18 protein-coding genes are annotated in these 20,608 nt (G+C 58.6%); 12 read left to right on the top strand and 6 right to left on the bottom strand.

What is annotated here, in order from left to right; translation table 11 throughout:
* Positions 1-14 precede the first annotated feature (14 nt).
* The 4 genes from yjfF to ytfQ all read right to left on the bottom strand — a co-directional run bounded on the left by yjfF (position 15) and on the right by ytfQ (position 4,692).
* A complete protein-coding gene (gene yjfF, locus EYC79_RS16775) occupies positions 15-995 on the bottom strand; it encodes a galactofuranose ABC transporter, permease protein YjfF (protein ID WP_082546327.1) in 981 nt (326 codons plus the stop codon).
* Positions 992-2,035, bottom strand: a complete 1,044-nt coding sequence (locus EYC79_RS16770) for an ABC transporter permease (protein WP_165457058.1) — start codon at positions 2,033-2,035, stop codon at positions 992-994. The genes yjfF and EYC79_RS16770 overlap by 4 nt, the downstream gene beginning before the upstream one ends.
* Positions 2,035-3,558 (bottom strand): galactofuranose ABC transporter, ATP-binding protein YtfR, encoded by a 1,524-nt coding sequence (gene ytfR / locus EYC79_RS16765; protein WP_112954046.1) that lies wholly within the window; start codon positions 3,556-3,558, stop codon positions 2,035-2,037. The genes EYC79_RS16770 and ytfR overlap by 1 nt, the downstream gene beginning before the upstream one ends.
* A 174-nt stretch (positions 3,559-3,732) precedes the next feature.
* Complete coding sequence (gene ytfQ / locus EYC79_RS16760) at positions 3,733-4,692, bottom strand: galactofuranose ABC transporter, galactofuranose-binding protein YtfQ (RefSeq protein WP_062441680.1); 960 nt, start codon at positions 4,690-4,692, stop codon at positions 3,733-3,735.
* A gap of 495 nt (positions 4,693-5,187) precedes the next feature.
* Between ytfQ and EYC79_RS16755 the strand changes: the two genes are divergently transcribed.
* Entirely contained in the window at positions 5,188-6,999 is a 1,812-nt protein-coding gene (locus tag EYC79_RS16755) for an IlvD/Edd family dehydratase (RefSeq protein ID WP_130978694.1), read from the top strand.
* A gap of 80 nt (positions 7,000-7,079) precedes the next feature.
* On the opposite strand, the gene EYC79_RS16750 is transcribed toward EYC79_RS16755, so the two are convergent.
* Positions 7,080-7,802: a metallophosphoesterase gene (locus tag EYC79_RS16750; protein ID WP_130978693.1), complete on the bottom strand. Its 723-nt coding sequence runs from the start codon at positions 7,800-7,802 to the stop codon at positions 7,080-7,082.
* Between the two features lie 170 nt (positions 7,803-7,972).
* Positions 7,973-8,893, bottom strand: a complete 921-nt coding sequence (locus tag EYC79_RS16745; protein ID WP_130978692.1) for a LysR family transcriptional regulator — start codon at positions 8,891-8,893, stop codon at positions 7,973-7,975.
* 109 nt (positions 8,894-9,002) lie between these two features.
* On the opposite strand from EYC79_RS16745, the gene EYC79_RS16740 reads away from it, so the two are divergent.
* From EYC79_RS16740 to EYC79_RS16690, 11 genes are all read left to right on the top strand, one after another.
* Positions 9,003-9,779: an SDR family NAD(P)-dependent oxidoreductase gene (locus EYC79_RS16740; protein WP_130978691.1), complete on the top strand. Its 777-nt coding sequence runs from the start codon at positions 9,003-9,005 to the stop codon at positions 9,777-9,779.
* 102 nt (positions 9,780-9,881) lie between these two features.
* Positions 9,882-10,868 carry an aldo/keto reductase gene (locus EYC79_RS16735; RefSeq protein ID WP_418123246.1) on the top strand — a complete coding sequence of 329 codons (987 nt, stop codon included), beginning with the start codon at positions 9,882-9,884 and terminating at the stop codon, positions 10,866-10,868.
* A 264-nt stretch (positions 10,869-11,132) separates the two neighbouring features.
* Positions 11,133-11,768, top strand: coding sequence for a hypothetical protein (locus tag EYC79_RS16730; RefSeq protein WP_130978689.1), 636 nt, complete (start codon positions 11,133-11,135; stop codon positions 11,766-11,768).
* A 2-nt stretch (positions 11,769-11,770) separates the two neighbouring features.
* Complete coding sequence (gene alkB, locus EYC79_RS16725) at positions 11,771-12,424, top strand: DNA oxidative demethylase AlkB (RefSeq protein WP_130978953.1); 654 nt, start codon at positions 11,771-11,773, stop codon at positions 12,422-12,424.
* Between the two features lie 179 nt (positions 12,425-12,603).
* Entirely contained in the window at positions 12,604-14,346 is a 1,743-nt protein-coding gene (locus EYC79_RS16720) for a methyl-accepting chemotaxis protein (protein WP_245495307.1), read from the top strand.
* Between the two features lie 253 nt (positions 14,347-14,599).
* Positions 14,600-15,493 (top strand): DMT family transporter, encoded by an 894-nt coding sequence (locus EYC79_RS16715; RefSeq protein ID WP_130978688.1) that lies wholly within the window; start codon positions 14,600-14,602, stop codon positions 15,491-15,493.
* Between the two features lie 104 nt (positions 15,494-15,597).
* Positions 15,598-15,849: a DUF2188 domain-containing protein gene (locus EYC79_RS16710; RefSeq protein WP_062600022.1), complete on the top strand. Its 252-nt coding sequence runs from the start codon at positions 15,598-15,600 to the stop codon at positions 15,847-15,849.
* Positions 15,821-16,360 (top strand): 2'-5' RNA ligase family protein, encoded by a 540-nt coding sequence (locus tag EYC79_RS16705; RefSeq protein WP_245495306.1) that lies wholly within the window; start codon positions 15,821-15,823, stop codon positions 16,358-16,360. The genes EYC79_RS16710 and EYC79_RS16705 overlap by 29 nt, the downstream gene beginning before the upstream one ends.
* A gap of 51 nt (positions 16,361-16,411) precedes the next feature.
* Positions 16,412-17,071: an ABC transporter ATP-binding protein gene (locus tag EYC79_RS16700; RefSeq protein ID WP_130978947.1), complete on the top strand. Its 660-nt coding sequence runs from the start codon at positions 16,412-16,414 to the stop codon at positions 17,069-17,071.
* A complete protein-coding gene (locus EYC79_RS16695; protein ID WP_130978687.1) occupies positions 17,068-19,476 on the top strand; it encodes an ABC transporter permease in 2,409 nt (802 codons plus the stop codon). Before EYC79_RS16700 ends, EYC79_RS16695 begins: the two co-directional genes overlap by 4 nt.
* On the top strand, positions 19,466-20,536 hold the full coding sequence (locus tag EYC79_RS16690; protein WP_165457057.1) for a lipocalin-like domain-containing protein: 1,071 nt from the start codon (positions 19,466-19,468) through the stop codon (positions 20,534-20,536). Before EYC79_RS16695 ends, EYC79_RS16690 begins: the two co-directional genes overlap by 11 nt.
* Positions 20,537-20,608: the final 72 nt, after the last annotated feature.

Raw genomic sequence — 20,608 nt, 5'->3', positions numbered from 1 at the left:
CTCCCTCGCTGATGTTATGCCGGGTGAGCCGCCGCCATTCTTCTGTTTGAGTACCAGATGATTGTGCGTTGCAAAACGATGAATATGAACAGAAGTATGCCGATGACGATTTTCGTCCACCAGGATGACAGTGTTCCATCAAAAACGATATAGGTCTGAATGAGGCCCTGGATCATCAGGCCGATGAAAGTGCCGGCAACGAGGCCTGTTCCACCTGTCAGCAGTGTCCCGCCGATCACCACGGCTGCAATCGCATCCAGTTCGACACCAACGGTCGCCAGAGAGTAGCCCGACGAAGTGTAGAGCGTGTAGACGATGCCCGCGAGGCCGGAGAGAAAGCCGGACAGCGCGTAGATGCCGATCGTGGTCTTGGCGACGGGTACACCCATCAGTTCCGCCGATTGCTGGTTTCCACCAAGCGCGTAGACATTGGCACCGAAGCGGGTGCGGGCTGCCACCAATATGCCGACCGCAAAAACGATCAGCATCAGGATGGCAAGCGCCGTCAATCGACCGCCACCGGGCACACGAATATAGAAGCCCTGGATGGCATCGATGACCGGATGGGAGATCGGGACGGAATCGGTCGACATGAGATAGGCGGCCCCGCGTGCCAGAAACATGCCTGCGAGGGTGACGACGAAGGGCGGGATCGCGAGAAAGCGGATCATCGCGCCCATCAGGCTGCCAAAAATCGTGGCGATGACGAGCACCGCCGCAAAGGCAACGAGCGGATGAACACCATATCCGTTGACGAGCACGGCGACGAAGACGCTGGAAAAGGCGATGACCGATCCGATCGACAGATCGATGCCGCCAGACAGGATCACGAATGTCATGCCGACGGCCGCAATGCCGAGAAAGGCATTGTCGGTCAGAAGATTGCCGATGACCCGTGTGCTGAGAATGCCCGGATATTGGGAAACGCACAGGGCATAGGCAATGATGAAGATCGCCAGCGTGGTGAAGAAGGGAAGGTTGCGTGTGTGGATCATCGCGCAGCTTCTCCTTTGTTGGTGGTGGGCGCCGGTGTCGCCGGGCTTGGTTTTTTCGGCGTCCTGGTAAAGCCGAGCAAAGTGACAAGTGCCGGCGATTGAAGGGTCAGAACCACGATGATGATGCCTGCCTTGATGATCAGGTTGAATTCGGGCGGGAAGCCTGAGACGAGAATGCCGGTATTGATCGTCTGGATGATCAGCGCGCCGATGAGCGACGCGGTGATCGAGAAGCGACCGCCATTGAGCGACGTGCCGCCGATGACGACTGCAAGGATCGCATCGAGTTCAAGCCAAAGGCCGGCATTGTTGGCATCCGCACCGCGAATGTCGGCGGTCACGATCATGCCGGCGATGGCGGCACATAATCCGGAGATTGCGTAGACGAAGAACAGCAGGAAGCGGGCGCGAACACCGGCAAGGGCGGCCGCGCGGCGATTGATGCCGGTTGCCTCGATCAGGAAGCCGAGCGCGGACTTGCGCACCAGAAGACCGATCAGAATGGCGCTTGCCACCCAGATCACCACGGGCAGAGGAACGCCTGCAAAGGATCCGGAACCGATGGCTGAAAAGCTGTCATTGTTGAAGGTCAGGATGACGCCCTCGGTGATCAACTGCGCAATGCCGCGGCCGGCAACCATGAGGATGAGGGTCGCAATGATCGGCTGGATGTCGAGGACGGCGACGAGAATGCCGTTCCAGATGCCGCACGCGATGCCGACTGCCAATGAGACGGCAATCACGACGGGAATGGAATGCCCGGCACTGATCAGCGTGGCTGCAACCGCGCCGCAAATGGCGATGACCGCGCCGATGGAGAGATCGATACCCTTGGTGGCAATGACCAGCGTCATACCGATCGTCAAAAGCGCCACGGGTGCGGCGCGCACCAGAATATCGATAAGGCTGCCATAGAGGCGTCCGTTCTGCATCGAGACGTTCAGGAAGCCGGGCGATATCACCGTGATGGCAGCCAGAATGATGAATAGCGCAATGAACTGCGGCGCCAGTCTCTTCAATTTGAACGTTACGCTCTTCATCACGCGGCCTCCGTGCGGGCGGAGGTCGCAATCGCCTTCATGATGTTTTCTGCAGTCACGTCGGATCCCTTGAGTTCTTCAACATGGCGGCGGTCCGACAGGACGATGACGCGATGGGCGACCGCCGTTAGTTCTTCCAGCTCCGAAGAAATGACGACGAGCGACATGCCCTCCTGGCAGAGCTTCTCGATCATCTTGAGGATTTCCGCGTGTGCGCCAATATCGATGCCGCGCGTCGGCTCATCAAGAATGAGGAGGCGAGGCTCGGTTGCCAGCCAGCGGGCAAGGATTGCTTTCTGCTGATTGCCGCCAGAGAGGAACTTGATCGGACGTTCACGATCGGCGGGACGAATGTCGAGCGACTTGATGAAGTCGTCGGCAAGCGCTGCCTTCTGACGCTTGGAAATCGGTCGCATCCAGCCCTGACGGGCTTGCAGGGCAAGCGCGATATTATCGGCGACGGAAAAATCGCCGATAATGCCGTCCGTCTTTCGCTCTTCAGGACAGAAGCCGAAGCCCTGGTCAATGGCCGCTTCCGGTGATTGGATGGAAACCTGCTTGCCATCGATGGTCGCTGTTCCGCTTTCCGGCTTGTCGATGCCGAAGAGAAGGAAGGCGGTTTCGCTACGTCCTGAACCGAGGAGTCCTGCAATGCCGACCACTTCACCCGGACGAATATCAAGATCGAAGGGTTCGACGCTGCCGCGCTTGCCATAGCCTTGAAAACGGATGGCAGGCGCCCCTTCGACCACATCATTGTCGGAGGGCTGGCGGTTATGCGTGACATTCTGCAATTCGCGCCCGAGCATCATGGAAATGAGCTCGCCTCTTGGAAGCTCCGAAATGGTGCGCGTGCCCACCAGCTTGCCATTGCGCAGGACCGTGACGCGGTCGGCAATGTCGTAAACCTGGTTGAGGAAGTGGGTGATGATGACGATGCCGAGACCTTCGGCGCGAAGCTGTCTCAGCACCGTGAAAAGCATCTCGACTTCATGCGCGTCAAGACTGGCTGTCGGCTCATCCAGAACGAGCACCTTGCCGGAGAGATCGACGGCGCGTGCAATCGCAATGATCTGCCGGATGGCGACCGAATAGCTGGAGAGCAGGGCATTGACGTCGATGTTCAGGCCATAGCGACCAAGCAGCTTCTGGGCCTCGTCACGCATGGTGCGCTTGTCGATGAGGCCGAAGCGGCGCGGCTGGCGGCCGAGAAAGAGATTTTCGGCAACGGTCAGGTTTTCCAGGAGATTGACCTCCTGGTAGACGGTGCCAATGCCAAGCGCCTGGGCTTCACCGACATCGGCTGGGGAAATCTCGTCGCCATCAAGGCGCACTGTTCCTTTGTCGCGGGTGTAAACGCCAGTCAGGATCTTGATGAGCGTGGATTTGCCGGCACCATTTTCGCCGAGCAGCGCGTGGACTTCACCCGCACGCAGAGTGAAATCGACATTGTCGAGAGCGGTTATGCCGAGGAAGGACTTACCGATGGCACGTGCTTCCAGAAGGGACGGTTGTTCGGACATTCTGAAGCATTCCATTGAAGAAGAAGCGTGAATGGAAACGGTGCCGAAGCACCGTTCCGATCGCCAGTTCCGATGTGAGGCATGTTCAGCAAAGAACCAGCGGCACTCTGCAATGCGCAAGAACGGAAGCGTTTGGATATCTGGGGTGAAGCGGACTTCACCCCCAAACCGGTCTTAGTAGCCGAGGCCTTTCTTTGCCTCATAGACCTTCATCGGATCGTCAGACGCCGTGTAGAGCTTGGATTCCGTCTGGATCCACTTCTTCGGCTCTTTCTTGTCCTTGAGGTAAGCGTCAAGTGCATCGAAGGCTGGACCAGCCATGTTCGGCGTCAGTTCGACCGTTGCGTTCGCTTCCCCGGCAGCCATGGCCTTGAAGATATCCGGAACGGCGTCGATGGAGACGACCTTGATGTCTGTGCCGGGCTTCAGGCCGGCTTCCTTGATCGCCTGAATCGCGCCGACAGCCATGTCATCATTGTGGGCGTAGACAGCGCAGATGTTCTTGCCGCCATTTTCAGCCTTGATGAAGCTTTCCATGACTTCCTTACCCTTGGTGCGGGTGAAGTCGCCGGTCTGCGAGCGCGTGATCTTGATGTTCTTGTGCGAAGCGATGGCTTCTTCGAAGCCCTTCTTACGGTTGATGGCAGGGGAAGAGCCGGTCGTGCCCTGAAGTTCGACGACATTGCAGTCCTTCGAACCGACATCCTTGACCAGCCAGTCGCCGGCAACCTTGCCTTCGTGAACCTGGTCGGAGGTCACAGCGGTCAGGTAGAGGCTATCTGGAGCTTCGATCTGACGGTCAAGAAGAATAACGGGAATGTTTTCTTCCTTGGCTTCTTTCAGAACGGCGTCCCAGCCGGTGGCGACGACAGGGGCAATCAGAATGGCATCGACGCCCTGGGCGATGAAGCCGCGAACGGCCTTGATCTGATTTTCCTGCTTCTGCTGCGCATCGGCAAATTTCAGAGTGATGCCACGCTTTTCAGCCTGTTGCTTGGTGACAGTGGTTTCTGCAGCGCGCCAGCCCGATTCGGAGCCGATCTGCGAAAAGCCGACGGTGAGCGACTTTGCGGATACGCCAGAAGCCAGGCATACGGAAAAAGCGACGGTAACCGCCGCGAGTGCTTTTTTCATCTTTAATCCTCCCAGAGATGATGTCGGCTGACGTGGCGATATGAGCATATAGTATTATCTTTGAAAAGCGATTTTTTGCTTCGGATCGCCACTCAGCTTGAAATAGAACGGGTCATTCTAAATAAAGATAATTAGATTCAATGGGATAATTTAGTAATATTTTTTCAGCGGCATTGCCGCGTCTGTCTTTGCGTTCCTTGACAATTGCGTTCATCCCGAAATAGTAATACGAATATAAAGAACAATCTGCGGCATTGACCGCATTCCTCAATTGCCGCAGATCAGGCAAGGGATGAAAAAGATTGAGGCGGGAGGAATCGTGCGAATCGTCAGCGAGAGTTTGGACGCAGTGGAAGGTTTGGGCAGATGTCCGCCTTGCCAGATGTCGTCGTCTCCGCTACGCGTCTGCGTGGTCCCATTGTCGACGCTTCACCATGAATTCGTCGCACTCCCGTTGACCTACCCGTTCGCCACTTCCGGCTGGAGACCATTATCATGACAGACTCGAAGAATTTGACCGCCCCACAAGGCAAGCTGCGTTCGCGCGCCTGGTTCGACAATCCCGCAAATGCCGACATGACGGCGCTCTATCTCGAGCGTTACATGAATTTCGGTCTGAGCCAGGCCGAGCTTCAGTCCGATCGCCCGATCATCGGTATCGCGCAGACAGGGTCCGACCTTTCGCCTTGCAATCGCCACCACCTCGAACTGGCGAACCGCCTTCGTGAAGGTATCCGCGAAGCGGGCGGCATTGCCATCGAGTTCCCGGTTCATCCGATTCAGGAAACCGGCAAGCGCCCGACTGCCGGTCTCGACCGTAACCTTGCCTATCTCGGCCTCGTCGAAGTGCTGTATGGCTATCCGCTCGATGGCGTCGTTCTGACGATCGGCTGCGACAAGACGACGCCTGCCTGTCTTATGGCGGCGGCCACCGTCAACATTCCGGCGATTGCTCTGTCCGTCGGCCCGATGCTGAATGGCTGGTTCCGCGGCGAGCGCACCGGCTCCGGCACCATCGTCTGGAAGGCTCGCGAACTTCTGGCGAAGGGCGAGATCGACTACCAGGGCTTCGTCAAACTCGTTGCCTCGTCCGCGCCGTCCACCGGCTATTGCAACACCATGGGCACGGCGACCACGATGAATTCGCTGGCCGAAGCGCTCGGCATGCAGCTTCCGGGCTCTGCCGCGATCCCTGCACCGTATCGCGATCGCCAGGAAATTTCCTATCTCACGGGTCTTCGTATCGTCGAGATGGTCAAGGAAGACTTGAAGCCGTCCGACATCATGACCAAGGATGCCTTCATCAACGCCATCCGCGTCAACTCGGCAATCGGTGGTTCCACCAACGCGCCGATCCATCTGAACGGTCTTGCACGCCATGTTGGCGTCGAGCTCACCGTCGATGACTGGCAGACCTATGGCGAAGAAGTTCCGCTGCTTGTCAACCTGCAGCCGGCTGGCGAATATCTCGGCGAAGACTACTATCACGCCGGTGGCGTTCCGGCCGTCGTCAACCAGTTGATGGAACAGGGTCTCATCATGGAAGACGCCCTGACCGTCAACGGCAAGACGATCGGCGAGAACTGCCGTGGTGCGATCATCGAAGACGAGAAGGTCATCCGTCCTTACGATCGTCCGTTGAAGGAGCGTGCAGGCTTCCGCGTGCTGCGCGGCAACCTCTTCTCTTCCGCCATCATGAAGACCAGCGTTATCAGCCCTGAATTCCGTCAGCGCTATCTCTCCAACCCGAACGATCCCGAGGCTTTCGAAGGCCGTGCCGTGGTGTTCGACGGTCCGGAAGATTACCATCACCGCATTGACGATCCGTCGCTCGGTATCGACGCGCAGACGGTTCTGTTCATGCGCGGCGCAGGTCCGATCGGCTATCCGGGTGCGGCAGAAGTCGTGAACATGCGTGCTCCCGATTACCTGCTGAAGGAAGGTGTCAACTCGCTGCCTTGCATCGGCGACGGTCGTCAGTCAGGCACGTCGGGCAGCCCGTCGATCCTCAACGCCTCGCCGGAAGCGGCAGCAGGTGGCGGTCTTGCCATTCTGCAGACCGGCGACCGCGTTCGTATCGATGTGGGCAGAGGCACCGCCGATATCCTGATCTCGCCGGAAGAACTGGCGACGCGTCATGAGGCGCTGAACGCTCAGGGTGGCTACAAGTATCCTGATCACCAGACGCCTTGGCAGGAAATCCAGCGCGGCATCGTTGGACAGATGGAGACGGGTGCCGTGCTCGAGCCAGCCGTGAAGTACCAGCGCATCGCCCAGACCAAGGGTCTTCCGCGCGACAACCACTAAAGCATGGTGCGATGTGCCGGAGCGATCCGGCACATCATTTCTCGCCGCCGGTTGTTACTTAGCCGGCGGCTTTTCTTTGTCTACCTGTCCGACGTCATGACGGTGATCTCGCCGCTGCGTTTGATCTTCACGCCTGAAAGTCGTCGCGTCATGAAGGCGCCGGTATCGACATTCAACCTGTTATGGACCATGGCGACGTTGCGCACCGGCGTATGACCGTGGACGGTCAGAAATGGGTTTGCCACCGAAGGTGCTCCCTGTTGGCTTGGTCGAATCCAGAGGAGGTTCTTGTCCTCCTGCTGTTCGAGGGGAACGTCGTTCAAAAGTCCGGCATGGACAAAACACAGCCCCGGCACCGCAATGAGCGAAGGAAGGCTGGCGGCAAAGCTAATGTGATGTGCCGGTATGGCCTTCTGCACGGCTGCTCGCAATTGCCGATTATCCTCTGGCAACCTGGCAATGCCATAAGACCGCAAGGTTTCAAGACCGCCGAATTCCAGCCAACGATGATCACCATGCGGATTTCGGATGAAATCCACCATCGATTCCTCGTGGTTCCCAGCGAGGCAGAAACGCCGAATTCCGTCGGGCTGGGTCGTGATCAACTCTTCGAGGACCGCAGAGGACTTCGGTCCGCGATCCACATAGTCGCCGAGCATGATGATCCACTTTTCGCCGACTTCACGTTCGGCGTCGGCCACAATCTTCTCCTGCAGAATGTGAAGAAGGTCGAGGCAGCCATGGACATCGCCTACTGCATAGATGACCTCCGGTCGTTCGGAGAAGAAGAGCTTCTGGCGCATGGATGGACCAATTGATCTGGAGAAGGGGCTAGAGCCGGGAAATCTCTACCAGCCTTAGAGCACTTCGAGTTGAAAAGGAAACCTGTCAGCGCGATCCTGCGGGATTTGAAAACTCCTCATTCCCGACGCGCAACAACGTCGCGCTTCACCGACTGGCCGTCGGTCGTGTATCATCGCGCCAAGGCCGGCAGTCCTTCCCGCGCCCGGATGAGTTCGATCAGGTGACGCAGCGCCGGGTGGTTTTGCCGTCGGCTCGGATAATACATGTGGAAGCCGGCACCGGTCGATGACCATTGAGGCAAAACGACTTCCAGCCGTCCATCGCGCAGCTCCGCATCGGCACGGCGTTTCAGGACGTAGCCGAGACCCAAACCATCGGCAGCGGCATCGATGGTGCTCTGCGTATCGCTGATCGTGCAGTTGCCGGGCACGTCCATCCGTATCATGGCATCGCCATTGCCCAGTTCCCATCGGAACGCCGAATTGTCACCCAGAAGAAGGCGCAGGCAGGAATGCTGCATCAGGTCGTCCGGCTTCTTCGGTCGGCCATGCGTGTCGAGGTAGCTCGGCGCGCCGACGATGACCCATTCCAAAGGTTTGGTGAGCGCGATTGCGATCATATCCTCGGGAACTGTGTCCCCGTATCGTATCCCGGCATCGAAGCCTTCGGCCACCATATCGACCGGGCGATTTTCGACGACGACGGTAAACCGCATATCTGGCAAGAGCTTCAGAAAACTCGGGAGTAAAGGGCTCACCAGAAGGCGACTGGCGTCGGCGGGAATGTTCAGGCGCAGTTCGCCGAAAGCGCCAGCATGCCCGTCCTCCATCTCGGAGAGCGCCGAGCCGATCTCATCGAACCCCGCCTCCAGGCGGGCGGCGAAGCGCAGCCCCGCTGGCGTCGGCGCAACGCTCCGGCTTGTGCGATTGAGAAGCTTTGTGCCCAAACGCTCTTCCAGCCGGCGGATTGCGTGGCTGAGAGCAGATGCCGTGATCCCCAGTTCGATTGCGGCTGCCTTGAAACTGCGGCGCCGAACGACGATTGAGAAGGCGGCAAGGTCGGGCAGCTCCGAGCGGAGAAACGGCGGCATGAATGATTTCCGTTCAGTGCATCGTTGAATGTGATGCAAGCATAAGAACTTGCTTCTGTGCCTGCAAGGCCTAGGGTCTTCCCAACCGAAGCGTGCGGAGGAGCACCCCATGTGGCACGAATTGAAGATCCCGGATTTGAACGACAGAGCCGTTCTCGTCACAGGGGCCTCAACCGGTATCGGCGCGGCAGTGGCCAAGGCCTTGGCCGTGCAAGGCGCAAAGGTTGCTGTTCATTACAATGAAAGCGCTGCGGCTGCCGAAGCGGTGCTTGCCGACATTCGCCACGCTGGGGGTGAAGCCATCCTTATCCAGGGAGATGTATCAAAGCCAGGCGGGAGTGAACGCGTGGTTGAGGCTGCAGCTGAAAAGCTCGGCGGGCTTGACGGGCTCATCAATAATGCCGGAGGCATGCTCGGTCGCGTGCCGACGGCGGATATGGACGACGCCCATTATGCCCGTGTCATGGACCTCAATGCCCGCTCGGTGTTGGCTGCGACAAAGGCGGCCGTTCCGTTCCTGAAGCGGCGGCAGGGCTTCGTCATCAACACGACCTCGATTGCGGCACGCAATGGCGGCGGCAATGGCGCAATCCTCTACGCTGCGGCCAAGGGCTTCGTCTCGACGATCACCCGCGGCCACGCAAAGGAGTTCGTCGGCGACGGTATTCGCGTCAACGCCGTCGCACCCGGCATCATCGCGACACCCTTTCATGATCGCTACACCAGCCCTGAGATGCTCGATGCCCAGCGTCAGAGCGTCCCGATGGCCCGTGTCGGCACACCGGACGAATGCGTCGGCGCCTATCTCTTTCTCGCCTCGCCACTCCTGTCCGGCTACATCACCGGACAGATTATTGAGGTCAACGGCGGACAGCTGATGCCGTAGGGCGCCTCTGGCGCCTTTGTCCCTCCCAATCTTTGCCCCCAACGTAGCCGACCGGCACACCGCCGAAGTCGTCGGCCTTTCTTACGGAGTACATTCATGACCATTCAGACACGCCGTCTCGGTCGGACGGACTGGAATATGTCGGAAATCGGTTTTGGCGCCTGGGCCATCGGCGGCTCATGGGGAGACGTGGACGAGAGTGATGCGAAGGCCAGCGTCCATGCCGCGCTTGATGCCGGTATGACATTCATCGACACGGCTGATGTTTACGGTGATGGTCGCTCCGAGCGCATCATCCGTGACGTGTTGAAGGAGCGCGGCGGCGATCGGCCGATCGTTGCGACGAAGGCCGGACGCAGGCTGAGCCCACATGTGGCCGATGGATATACCAAGGCCAATCTTGAGGCTTTCGTTGATCGGAGCCTCACGAACCTTGGCGTCGAGGCTCTTGACCTGGTCCAGCTCCATTGCCCGCCGACAGAGGTCTACTATCGCCCCGAAGTCTTCGGCGCGATGGACGACCTCGTTTCGGCCGGCAAGATCCGCTTCTATGGCGTATCGGTGGAGAAGGTGGAGGAAGCGCTCAAGGCCATCGCCTTCCCGAACGTATCGACGGTTCAGATCATCTTCAACATGTTTCGGCACCGCCCCGCCGATCTGTTCTTATCTGAGGCCAAGCGCCGCGACGTCGGCGTCATCGTGCGTGTGCCTCTGGCAAGCGGTATGCTGACGGGGAAGATGGGCAAGGACTCGACTTTCGCTGCTGACGACCACCGCAACTTCAATCGCCATGGCGAAGCATTCGATGTCGGCGAAACCTTTTCAGGAGTCCCATACGATGTCGCGCTTGAGGCGGTTGAGGAATTGCGAGCGCTGGTTCCGAGCAACGTGACCATGGCGCAGTTCGCGCTGCGCTGGATCCTGATGGAGGAGGCCGTCTCGGTCGTCATTCCTGGTGCAAAAAACCGCGATCAAGCAACTTCCAACGCTGCGGCGAGCCGTGTGGCGGCAATCCCCGCAGAAGTCATGGATAAGGTGCGGGCCCTTTACCGTGACAAAATAGCGCCGCATGTCCATCAGCGTTGGTAGGTAAAGAGACGAAGAAGAAGCGCCCTGGGCCGTATCACCCACGGCGCTTCTTCTTTGAATGAATGCATCATAAGAGACTGCCCGTTGGCTCGCTTGCAATTCCTCTGGGTTTGGATTGCCGGCGCGGGTCTACTGACACTCGATCCCTAAAAACGAGCTACCTCTTCACGAGAGATATTTGTCTCATCGCCATGTCTGACCTCAAAACTGTCCACTTTCTATAGATTGTTGATGATGTTGCTCTGGAAGCAAGGGAGGAAGGACATGCCGCTGCAAAACCGTGTCGATCCATTCGGGGATATTCTCGACCTGCCACTGCGAGGCCTCTTCACCGGCAATCGCGGCATCATCCATGACCCGGCCTCACGAACGCTGACGACCAAGCGATGGGCTTCGAAATCCTGGTTGATTTGCAGTTGCAGCTATAAAGACGTCCGCCGCGACGTCATGGCGTCGCGAAGCTGGACGGAGCTGTTCTTTCTCGATGAGGCGACTGCACTGGCAGCCGGGCATCGCCCCTGCTTTCAATGCCGACGTGATGAGGCAGGCAAGTTCGTTGCCGCCTGGGTTGAGGGCAATGGTTCTCAGGCAGGTTCCATCCGCGATATAGACGCAACGCTGCACCGGGAACGCCTGCAGATGAAACGAAAGCGCGTCAATGTCCTTGTGACGCCTGTCGAGGAGCTGCCGGACGGGACGATGATTGCGGCGCAAGGCGAGGCCTATCTCGTTGCCAATGGCAATACCTACCACTGGAGCCCTCAAGGTTATCGTCAAACATCCACGCTGCCTTTCGTCGACGGGCTTTTGACGCCGCCATCGACGCTAAAAGCTTTGGAGGCAGGCTATCGACCAGTGCTGCACCCGTCTCTTGAAACAGCCGATCTGGATGCTGCGTAATGATGAATGACCTCTTCGCCGGGCTTGAGCCTCAGCAGGCGTCCCGGCAGGATATGGCAGACGGTGCCGTGCTCATCCGCGGCCGTGCACTTGCCCAAGCAGATCAACTGATTGCCGATATCCAACGCATTTCATCATCTGCCCCCTTTCGCCACATGGTCACACCCGGTGGTTTTTCCATGTCGGTCGCGATGACCAATTGCGGCACCTATGGCTGGGTGACAGATCGGCGCGGCTATCGCTATGAGCGGCAGGATCCTCTAACGGGTGAGAACTGGAGCCCGATGCCGGAGAGCTTTTTGTCACTTGCGGTAAGGGCTGCCAACGAGGCCGGTTATCCCGAGTTCCTGCCGAATGCCTGCCTTATCAATCGCTATGAGCCAGGCGCGAAGATGTCGCTGCATCAGGACAAGGACGAGAAGGACTTTTCCAGTCCCATCGTTTCCGTGTCGCTTGGTCTCCCTGTTGCCTTCCAGTTTGGCGGCTTGCAACGCACCGATCCTGTGACGAAGTATCCGTTGCAGCATGGCGATGTGGTGGTATGGGGCGGACCCTCCCGCCTTTTCTATCACGGTGTGCTGACACTGAAAGACGGCATCCACGAGAAAGCCGGCCCCTTCGGTTATAACCTCACCTTCCGCCACGCCGTGGTGTAATCAAGGCGTCGCCCACGCCCACGCTGTGCTGAGGTCTCGAAGATCGTCGCGGAAAGACTGGACTTTAACGAGTGTGTTAACTCTAAAAACGATCTCCGCCCTTTCCTCAGGTCGCGTTTACCTGTCGTTTCGTCATTCCTGTGTAGCGTGAAAGCACAACACGAGATCGGGAAACGACCATGGGTGCAATGCTCAAGCCGAACAGGGCCTACGATACAGACCAACAGATTGAGTTTAACAGCAAGCTGACGGCTGCCCATGCGCGCATCGAGAAGCGGTTTCTTGATGGCGGCGCAGTGCTCGTTTCCGTCATGGAGATGCTCAACGATCTTATCGGCATCCTCGATGGGATCACAGGAACAATGGACCAGGGCAAGACCGAGGAGACGGTTGCCGGTCTGCGCAGGACGATGACGGATCTGGCGCATCTGCCGGAAATCGAGCGCGATCGCAAATCCGGTTTTGAAGCACTGACCACCATGTGCGCCTCGACCCGCGGCCATATCGACGATATTCACGAGACCATTCGCTACCTCAAGACCTTTGCCATAACGGTGAAGATTGCCGGTGCGGGGCTGGCGGAGTTTTCCGGTTTTGCCGACGAAATTCGCGATCGCATCCAGTCGGGTGCGGATGAGGTTGCCCGCTTTGGTGCCAATCTTGAGGCGATGCGCGCGCAACTCACCGATGCCCGCTCATTTTCATCGAAAACACTGACCGACTTCAGCTCGATCATTCCGCCCATCATCAAGGGACTGACGGAAAACTCCGCCCGCATCGTTGCCCAGCATCGGGAAATGGCGGAGATCGCAGGTCAGGTCAAAAAGATTGCCCAAGGGGTGCAGGGCAAGATCGGGTCCGTCCTGTCCAATCTTCAGATCGGTGACATTACCAGACAGCGCATCGAGCACATTCAGAGCATTCTCCAACTGTTGGAAGAATTCGTCGCCTCGGCGGAAGGCGAAGCGTTGACCGAGACCGAACATGAGGTGCTGCGCGAAGCGGTGCTGCAGCTTGTCAGTGCGCAGATGGACGAAACGGCTGCGGATTTCCAGCGCGATTGCAGCAAGATCTTCACCAGCATTTCCAGCTTTATCGATGATGCGGGCCGCATTTTGTCCTTGCGGGACGAACTCGTCGATCGCAGCTCGAACGGCGACAACAACGTGCTTGCGCTGATGGAAAGAGATATTGTCGAGGCCTGCAAGCTGGCTGAACGCGTTCAGGGCAGCAGCGGTGACGCGGACAAGGTCGTGTTCTCCGTTGCAGAGAGCGCTCAGGAATTGCTGCGCGGTATCGAGGTGCTGCGTTCGATCAAGATCGACATCCATTACATGGCGCTGAACTCCAACCTGCGCTGCTCCAAGCTTGGCGAAGCAGGGCGTTCCGTCAACGTTGTCAGTGGCGAGATGCGGATCTTCGCCGGCAAGCTTGAAACGCCGGCTGACGCCATCGTCGAGGATCTGCGCGGCGTAGAGGTTGCCACACAGGCACTGGTGGAACAGGGGCAGGGGCTTTCGAAGAACTTCAGCGCGCCGCTCAATGAAGCGCTGGATTCGATCCGGAATGCCAAATCTCAAATGGAGCAGGGAACGCAGGCGCTCGCCGAAGAGGGACAGGCCGTCTTCAGCCGCATCAGTGCTGTCGTCACCACCCTCGATTTCGAAAGTGAGCTGGGTGCCACCTTCAACGATTGCTGCAATATTGCAGCCCAGTTGTCGCAGGGGTTTCAGGCCGATGTGTCGGGCTTCGCCGACAAGATCGAAGGCTTTTCGTCGCGCGTCTACAAGCTTTACACCATGGCGCATGAGCGCGATATTCACGTGCGATATCTGCCTGCCAACAGCGCCAGCGCTCACGCGACGGCCACACCGTCGGTGGAAGCAGACGACGACGATCTCTTTGCCGATGCGCTGTTCTGATCACTTGGAACCGTTTTAGCGCATGTGCGAAAGCCGTGGGGTTCGCTCCGCGGCTTTCTGCTATTCTGGCGAGCGTTGGTCGGAGTTAGACTGGTGAACCAGCCTGATGCATTTTGGGGTTGCAAAAGCCGGCAGGATATCCGATCCATCCTGCACTGCGTTGCCTGAGGCGGACGCATTCATGTTTGCTCGATAGTCCGGTCGCCGATCGGTATTTCAACGGGCGAGCATAGACAGCCAGTGGTGAATGAGCATGACGAGTTCTTTGGAGGCTAGGCCGCTTTTCGGCATCAGTCTCGCGGCTATGGGCTATTCCTGCTTTGCCATGCAGGATGCGTTGGTGAAGTACCTTGTGGAAACCTATTATGTTCCCCAGATCCTTTTCGTGCGTAGTGCTGTTATCGTGGCGATCACCGGAACGCTGGCTTATTTCTACGGTCACCCATCCATTTTGAAGAGCAAGTATCGCGGCACGCTGGTGCTGCGCGCAACGCTGATGCTGATCGCCTGGATGCTGTTCTACAGTTCGTCGCTCTATCTCGGTCTGGCGGAACTGACGACACTTTACTTTTCTGCGCCGATCATGGTCGTCGTCCTTTCCATCTTTGTCTTGAAGGAAAAGGTCGGCATGGGGCGCTGGATTGCATGTGCCTTCGGCTTTATCGGCGTGCTCGTTGCGGCCAATCCGACGCACTCGCCGAACTGGCTTCCGGCGCTTCTATGCATCGTTGCCGGCTTCTGCTGGGCCTGGAGCACCATACTCGTTCGTATCGTCAGCAAGAGCGAAACGACGCTGACGCAGATGTATGCGACGAGCGCATTGTTCGGCATCGCCTGCGCGCTGGCACTGCCGTGGCTGTGGAAGAACCCGGACATGCAGGGCTGGGCGCTGATGATCGGGGTCGGCCTGATCTCCACGCTCGGTCAATTTCTGCTTTATGAGGGGTTCCGGCACGCCGAAGCTTCCTCACTCGCCTCGGTCGAATATACCGGGCTGATCTGGGCGTTTCTCTATGGCTATATCATCTGGTCGGAAATCCCGGCCGCCAACGTCTTCATCGGCGCCCTTCTGATCGTGACCGCAAGCCTCGTGCTTGTTGGCTGGGAGCGGCGCGCAGTACGATCGCCGAAGGAGCGTATTCTTTAGACGTCCCGTGTCTGCGCTGCCCGTGCTTTCGCTGTCAAAGCCACCTTGCTTGGGAACATCCGCGCTGTCGCGACGTTTTCGAGAGCCTGTAAAAGGAGACTCTCATGGCAGTTGTTTATCATGTCGATCAACATGACGGTGGATTTGCGTATCGCGTCGATGATGTCTGGTCCGAGACCTTTCCAGATCACGATACGGCTCTGGAAGCCGCCCGGGATGCGGCGCGCCGCCAGCAGATCGGCGGAGACGAAGTGGAAATTTCCTACCAGCTTGCCGATGGGCACTGGCAATCGCAGCATGTGAAGGGTGGAGACCGGCCGGAGACGGATGTCGTCGACGACACCGCAGACCGATAAAATGACGCTCCCGCCCATCATCGTCACGGCACATGCCGCGCCAGGCGATATGGCATATTTTGACCAAGTGAGGCGGAAGCATTTTCCGCCCCATCGAAACTTCCTAAATGCCCACATCACCCTGTTTCACCACCTGCCCGGACGGGTCTTTGGTGAGGCGTCAAGTCTTGCTCAAGAGGTTGTGGCGCAAACGATGCCCTTCATCGCGGAAGTATCAGGTGTCAGGCATCTGGGCGGTGGCGTCGCCTTCGAGATCATGAGCCTTGAATTGGAAACCCTGCGCGCCAACCTTTTTAGAGCCTTCGGATCGTGGCCCGGGCCGCAGGATCGACAGAAGTTCAAACCGCATATCACTGTCCAGAACAAGGTGGAGAAGGCGTCCGCGGATACTCTCTACGATGCGTTGCGTGCAGGCCTTGAACCGCGTCATATCACGATCCTTGGAATTGACCTGTGGGACTATCTCGGTGGACCATGGGGACACCGCGCGTTTCTGCCTTTTCCGCAGTAGGGTGCTGCTTCCGGCGTTCCGCCGGCAAATACGAAAGTGATGCCTTCAGCAATGCTTCTCACGCTCTCCAATGTCAGCAAGTCCTACCGAACCGCAGAGGGACCGATTGCTGTTTTGCGTGGCATAGACCTGTCCGTGGATGCGGCGCAAAGTGTGGCTCTGACGGGGGAATCGGGCAGCGGCAAGAGCACGCTTCTCCATCTTGCCGGCGGGCTGGATCGGGCCGACACCGGCTCGATCATTGTCAATGGGGAAGATATTACCGCGCTGGATGAGGCTGGACGCGCTGGCTACAGGCGCAAGACTGTCGGGCTGGTGTTTCAACAGTTCAACCTTATTCCTTCCCTCAGCGTCGCAGACAATATTGCCTTTCATGCGAAGCTTGCCGACCGCTACGATGCGGACTGGGCGCGTGAACTTACCGACACCCTGGGCCTCAGTACGCTGCTCAATCGCTATCCCGAGCAACTGTCGGGCGGGCAGCAGCAACGTGTGGCGATCGCCCGGACGCTAGCGGCACGCCCCGCACTGGTTCTGGCCGATGAGCCGACCGGCAATTTGGATGAGACAACCAGCGAAGTGGTGCTCGACCTGATGATCTCGCTGAGCCGAAGTGCGGGCTCGGCACTGCTGCTGGTAACACATTCAAGCCGCATGGCGAGCAAGCTGGACCGGCAGGTGGTGTTGCGCGGTGGAAAGATCGTCGCATGATCTGGGCCGTTTTCCACGCGCTGATCTCGCACTGGCGCTACCGCCCGCTGCAGCTTGTGACGCTCGTGCTCGGGATCGGTCTTGCAACTGCATTGTGGTCCGGCGTTCAGGCCATCAATGCGGAGGCCAGGGCAAGTTACGCGCGTTCGGCGTCGATTATCGAGCAAGGCAGCCTTCCGCGCCTCGTTGCCAACGACGCAGGCTTGATCGCGCAGGAAAATTTTGGGGCGCTTCGGCGGGCGGGATGGAACGTCTCGCCAGTGATCGAGGGTGACTACCGTTTCAATACGGTGCGGATCAGGCTGACCGGAGTCGATCCGCTGACGATGACGGGTGAGGGCGGTCCGGTTCAGATCGCCGGTTCATCCGATCTCGCGGCCTTCATGGCAGACAAGGGCCTGCTGATCGTATCGCCTGCGACCGCAGTGCGACTTGAAGGTGAGACGCAGATCCCCTTGAAGATTTCGCCGGATGTGCCGGATGACGCCGCTTTCGTCGATATCGGACTGGCGGACAGGTTGTTGGTCCGAGACGGGCGATTGAGCCGCATTGTGATGGCGCAAAACCAGCGCTCCGGGTTGCCGGATGTGCAAACCATTGCGCCGGAGCTTCACCTCCAGCCGATGGAAGACCGGGGAGATATGGCCCGTCTGACCGACAGTTTCCACCTGAACCTCACCGCCTTCGGCTTTCTTGCCTTCATCGTCGGTCTCTTCATTGTCTACTCGGCAACCGGCTTGTCTTTCGAACAGAGGCGAGCCAGCTTTCGCACCATCCGCGGGCTTGGCGTTTCGCTGCCCATGCTGACGGTGCTGCTCCTGGTGGAAATCCTGGTTCTGGCGTTGCTGGCCGGAATCATCGGTGTCGCCCTTGGCTACGTCATCGCTTCGTCCTTGCTTCCTGGCGTGTCATCGACGCTGCGTGGTCTCTATGGCGCGTCCGTTCCTGGAAGCCTCCAATTGCGACCGGAGTGGTGGGCCACGGGAATGGGGATGGCGCTTGTCGGCACCCTCTTGTCCTCCATCCAAAGCCTATGGCGGGTGCGTCGCATGCCGCTTCTCGCCTCCTCGCAGCCGCAGGCCTGGGGCGTTTCATCGGCTCGCGCGCTCCGTCTGCAGGCCATCGCAGGTGCCGGCCTTCTCCTGATCGCAGTGATGGTGGCGCTGTTCGGCAATGGGGTTGTCGCCGGTTTCACAGTGCTGGGCGCATTGCTGTTGGGGGCAGCACTCCTTCTGCCTGCCTTCCTGTCAAGAGCGCTGACATGGGCGCAACGGCGTGCAAAGGCGGCACTGAGCGTCTGGTTCTGGGCGGATACGCGCTTGCAATTGCCGGGCCTGTCTCTGGCTTTGATGGCGCTGCTTCTGGCGCTTTCGGCCAATATCGGCGTGGGCACGATGGTGTCGAGTTTCCGAATGACTTTCATCGGTTGGCTCGATCAGCGCCTGGTGTCTGAGCTCTATGTCACCGCCAGAAACGACGAGGAAGCCGCTCGCCTCAGAGCATGGCTGCCACAGCACGCCGATGCCGTGCTTCCGATCTTCAGTGCGGAAGGGGAGGTCATGGGCAAGCCGGTGCAGATATCAGGAGTCGCGGACCATGCGACCTATCGCGACCACTGGCCGCTTTTGTCCGAGCAGCCAGATGCCTGGGATGCCGTTGCCTCTGGGGCCGGCGCTCTCATCAATGAGCAGCTCTGGCGCGGAGGGAGTTTGAAACTCGGAGAAACACTGCGGCTTGCGGACGGCTGGACCGTGCGGATCGTCGGCGTCTATTCCGACTATGGCAACCCGCGCGGTCAGCTGATGGTCGGTGCGAATGCTCTGACGACGCATTACCCGCAAGCCTCGAAATTGCGCTATGGCATCCGCGTCGAGCCCGCCCGCGCTGCCGCGTTGAAGAGACAGATGGTAACAGAGCTTGGCTTGCCGGAGGGAAACATTATCGATCAGGCGGCGATCAAGCGTCAGTCCCGGGCAGTCTTTGAGCAAACCTTCACCGTAACGGCGGCCCTCAATATATTGACGCTTGGCGTTGCCGGTTTCGCGATGTTCGCCAGTCTTCTCACCCTTTCGGGCGAAAGACTCCCACAGCTCGCACCCGTTTGGGCTATGGGGATCAGGCGGCGCAATCTGGCGTTTTTCGAAGTGTGGCGAACGCTCGCTCTCTGGTCCATCACCTTCATTTTCGCTATTCCTGTTGGCCTTGCACTGGCATGGGTGCTGCTCGCGATCGTGAATGTCGAGGCCTTCGGCTGGAAGCTTCCGATGATGATCTTTCCGTTGGAGTGGCTGCGCCTTGGCGTCATCGCGCTGATTGCAGCGCTGCTCTCCATCGTCCTGCCAGTCCGCCGCCTGGCCTCCATCGATCCGGCCGATCTTCTCAGGGTGTTTGCCAATGAGCGGTAGAATGCATCTCAGCCTCCTGTTTTTATGTCTTACCCTGTTGCAGCCGCTTGCAGCATCGGCGCAAGGATTTGCGGGGCTGGGGTCGGAGGCGCAAGGCTTTGCAATACCACAGCGTGGCGTGAGCTTGCGCTTTCCTAAGGATCATGGAGCGCATCCGGACTATCGTATCGAGTGGTGGTATGTAACCGCCAATCTGACGACCGAAGATGGCCGTTCTCTCGGGGCGCAGTGGACGCTTTTTCGTTCTGCTCTTGCGCCCACCGACAAGCAAGGCTGGTCCAGTTCTCAGATCTGGATCGGCCACGCTGCGGTCACCACCCCGGGAAAGCATTTCGTTGCCGAGAAATTGGGACGGGGTGGTGTCGGGCAAGCCGGCGTAGAAATCGCGCCGTTCAATGCCTGGATCGATGATTGGCAGATGACGGCCCGTCCGAAGGATTCCGGCGACGCCCTGGATCATTTGACGCTGACGGCCAACGGCACGGATTTCTCCTATCGACTGCAACTGGATGCCAAAGGACCTCTCGCGCTGCAGGGAGATCGCGGTTTTTCGGTCAAGTCGCTCGCGGGCCAGGCAAGCTATTACTACTCCCAGCCCTTCTATCAGGTCACAGGCAGTGTCGAACTGAATGGTCAGCCGATCAAGGTCAGCGGACGCGCGTGGCTTGATCGGGAGTGGTCGTCGCAACCGCTTGCTGCAGATCAAACCGGATGGGACTGGTTCTCGCTTCATCTGGCGTCGGGCGACAAGGTCATGGCCTTCCGACTGCGGGACAGCAAGGGTGGGTACACCTCTGCCAACTGGATATCCGCCGATGGCAAGACGACGCCGCTGTCGTCCGATGACGTCATTCTCGAATCGTTGCGGAGCGCCGATGTGAACGGAAAGAGCATTCCAGTCGCGTGGCGGGTGAGAATTCCGGGCAAAGGTCTTGATATCACGACGCGCCCCCTCAACGAGCAAGCCTGGATGGCAACGTCCACGCCCTATTGGGAGGGGCCAATTTCCTTCGAGGGTAGCAGCAAGGGTGTGGGTTATCTGGAGATGACGGGCTATTGATACATAAGCCTATGCACAGCATCGTCTTTTCGAGACGGAGAAAGCGAGTTTTATACATGATCTCGATGCCAG

The organism is Agrobacterium cavarae, from assembly GCF_004310285.1.
Classification (GTDB): domain Bacteria; phylum Pseudomonadota; class Alphaproteobacteria; order Rhizobiales; family Rhizobiaceae; genus Agrobacterium; species Agrobacterium cavarae.
Note: the sequence above shows the minus strand (reverse complement) of the source record. Positions and strands in the feature narration are given on the sequence as shown.